The organism is Pseudomonadota bacterium (assembly GCA_039714795.1).
Lineage (GTDB): Bacteria > Pseudomonadota > Alphaproteobacteria > JAGOMX01 > JAGOMX01 > JBDLIP01.
This window is the reverse complement of record JBDLIP010000162.1, coordinates 1-3115: the sequence shown is the minus strand read 5'-3', so window position 1 is coordinate 3115 and position 3115 is coordinate 1. Positions and strand designations below refer to the sequence as shown.

Genomic DNA, 3115 nt, shown 5'->3' with positions numbered 1-3115 from the left:
ACTAAAATGCTGTCAAGAACTATTTTGAAAAAAATGCAACTTTTTTTGAAATGTGGGGCATCTATTATGGGGGTACCCGGAGATATGGAGAAGATACAACAAAATGGACAATTTGCCGATAGAAGCACTGTAAAACCAAAGAAATGCGCTCCAGTCTAAACTGAGCGCAGCGATTTTTTTTGCACACTAAAACAGTGCTCAAACCCATCTATCTGTACATAAAAAAAATGCCTCATATTTTTAAATAATTACCTAACGCTTAGTCATGGCCATTACTGAGCATCGTCCAAATTAACTGTAATAGACAAGACATACAACCTCTTTTCTTGAGGCAAAAATTTGGCTTGCCCAAAAATCCCTTGATTTTATCTAAAATTAGGTTATAATTTTTATGTACTGATAACGTTGTTTTTAACGCAATAAACGCACTATATGGGAGTACCGATACATGGTGTTAACTGATGCTGTTAGGGAGTATTTTTCACTGATTCCCTTCAAGGTGCGATCGGCTATGGCAGAACAAAAAGCTACCGTACCTTTTGTTTACGAGGATGAAACTTTCTTCGCTGCATATGAAGCAATGGAGAAGCGGCGCGCAAAGAGAGAATCACAACGAACCGTGGCTACGCAGCTTGACGTTAGTCGGGAGCGTTTGAGATATCTGGAAAGCAGATTTACCCAATATGGCACCGTCGGTCTACTGCCTGAAATTTCAACTGTTGAGGTTGATCCACGACTTGAAAAGCTCGTCGTATTGGTCAAATCTGCACGTCCCCATGAACATGCGAGCCTAACATTACGTTTAGCTGAGGCACTTGAGATACCTGGTGCTTCTCTCCAAATCATTCGCCATATCCAGCGTTGCCACGGATATGGACAAAAACTGGACAGTAAAGATATCTCGTATTTTGAGGAACTCCAGCACATCCTCGATTCAGCACAACGCCTAATGCAAAACCCATCCGAGCGTGACCAAGACGTTGGTCTGCAGCATTTCCTTGATTTTGAGCATGACCATATGCAACAAAGGGTCGAATTGTTCAAGGAATTGTCATCCTGCCAAAAGAGACGCCAAATTCGCCCCCTCCTAAGGCAGTTTGGTATTCATCCAAACCGTTATTACGTACTCAAAGAGCGTTATTTAACCTTTGGTGTCTGGGGGTTAATCGACCGCGTTCAAACCACCAAGAAAGGAGAAAAGCTATCGGCAGAGCTAGAATTGCAGATTATAGAACAACGGTTGCTGGATCCGTCGCTTTCAGTACCAAGGATCATAAAGACACTGCAGCTAAAGTGCTGCAAAAGCCTCGTGCAGAATGTGTACAACCGCTGGACATTGTCTCGGTTCAAAAAGCCAATACCTCTTCGAGGGGTGATTTCTCAACCAGTTCCAGAAGGGCCAGATATCAATCTAACAAACGCAAACTCGCAATGTTCTGCAAAAACCCTATCACCTAATTTGGTTGATAGAGACAACCTCAAAGTGAATAGCGGCTTTAATCGTCTCATCCGTAGCTTGGCTTATCGGCAAGTTAGCATCAGCAACCCGGGGGCTATTTTGATTGCACCGTTCTTGGATCAGCTGGGTGTAGTTGAAGCCATGCAAACATATGGTCCTCCCTCTTTACGCTCTTCAGAAGCCACCAACCATGTGATTGTCAATACACTCAGAATCATTGCTGGCTTTCCCACCATCCACGATTTCTCACTCACAAGCGACCGCAGTGTAGCTGTAGGAGCGGGTTTATCTCTTGCGCCTTCTCGAAGCTGCTTTTACGATTCATTTGATAGTTTGCGTTTTGATCACCTACAGAAATTGCGCAACGATGCCGCATGTCGTGCACGGGAGCTGGATATAATTGAAGGCAAACAAATTGCTATAGACTACCATTGTGATCCCTCGGATAGTCGTTTTCCTAAAAACAAGTGCTTGTCCAAAGCGCCTGATAAAAATGGGAACCTGGTCTATGCTCACCGACCTCATATTATTTGGGATAGTGTCAAGAATACGGTTATTAACATTGCCTATTGCGAAGGTCGCTCAAGGGGACCATCGGCTCTATATAAATTCTGTGAAGAAAACCTATTCAAGGTTATAGATCGTGCAGCAATCGCTGAGATCTACGCCGATTCTGAGTATAAGGGGGAAAAGCAACTCGTTTACCTAACGGTTCGGACAGATACAGATGTCACTATGTGTCTCAAGCAGAATCCCAAAATCAAGAAATGGAGAGAACAAACAATCAACGAAGGAAACTGGCAGCCCTATGGTAAAGACTACCGTATCGCAACTAAAGATTTCACCCTTGCTGAAACAGGAAAACCGTTTCGTTTTATCGTCAAACAACACATGGAAACCAATGAGACGCGTTGTTTTGGTAGTACTCATATTGACCACAGTGCTTTAAAAATCCTTGATATGTACCATATCCGCTGGCCTGTGGAGACCGGAATCAAAGATTTGGTGGAAAACTATTTTCTTAATTATCCAACGGGTACGTCGCCAGAAAAAGTCGAGGCTCACTACTATTGCGTCATGTTGGCACGATTGGTGGTGGACTACTTTTCTTCAATACTGCGGTTTTCTGGCTGGCGTAGTCCGGAGGATTGGCAGTGCGTTTTATCGACTATCCGCACAACCATCTTCAGCAACCAAAATTGTCAGCTAAGCCTACATGAATCTGGAGACTTGCTCATTACCTACCTGGATGGGGATCCACAAAACATTAAAGCTCATCTGGCAAAGGTTTTGCAAGATCGCAAAGATGCAGGACTTAATCAGGTTTCATGGTGGGGTGGACGTGGCGTTCGAGTGGAAGTGAAAGACCAATATGCTTAACAACTGGGCCTGAAATCAAGATGGGTAACTGGACCAAAAATCGACTCGGAAATGTCTGAATATTATCCTAATATCTAAACATTGCTTCTTTGGATCTTTTTAAATATCAGAAGTATACCCAAGAGATGTCATCCGTGATGCCCTCGAAAATAAGGCACTTGAGTCGATTATGGTTTTAACTATAGGCACCTGCAGATGAGAAGGTAAAATTCGACTTTTTATATGGTATAATGGCCAATCTTGTTTTTTATACGTCTACCTACCCACCAGCTATAC

Annotated in this window: 1 protein-coding gene; it reads left to right on the top strand. The window is 43.1% G+C overall.

The genetic code is table 11. The annotated features are described in order from the left end of the window. Nucleotides 1-511 precede the first annotated feature (511 nt). Nucleotides 512-2839 carry a transposase gene (locus ABFQ95_08255; protein MEN8237506.1) on the top strand — a complete coding sequence of 776 codons (2328 nt, stop codon included), beginning with the start codon at nucleotides 512-514 and terminating at the stop codon, nucleotides 2837-2839. Nucleotides 2840-3115: the final 276 nt, after the last annotated feature.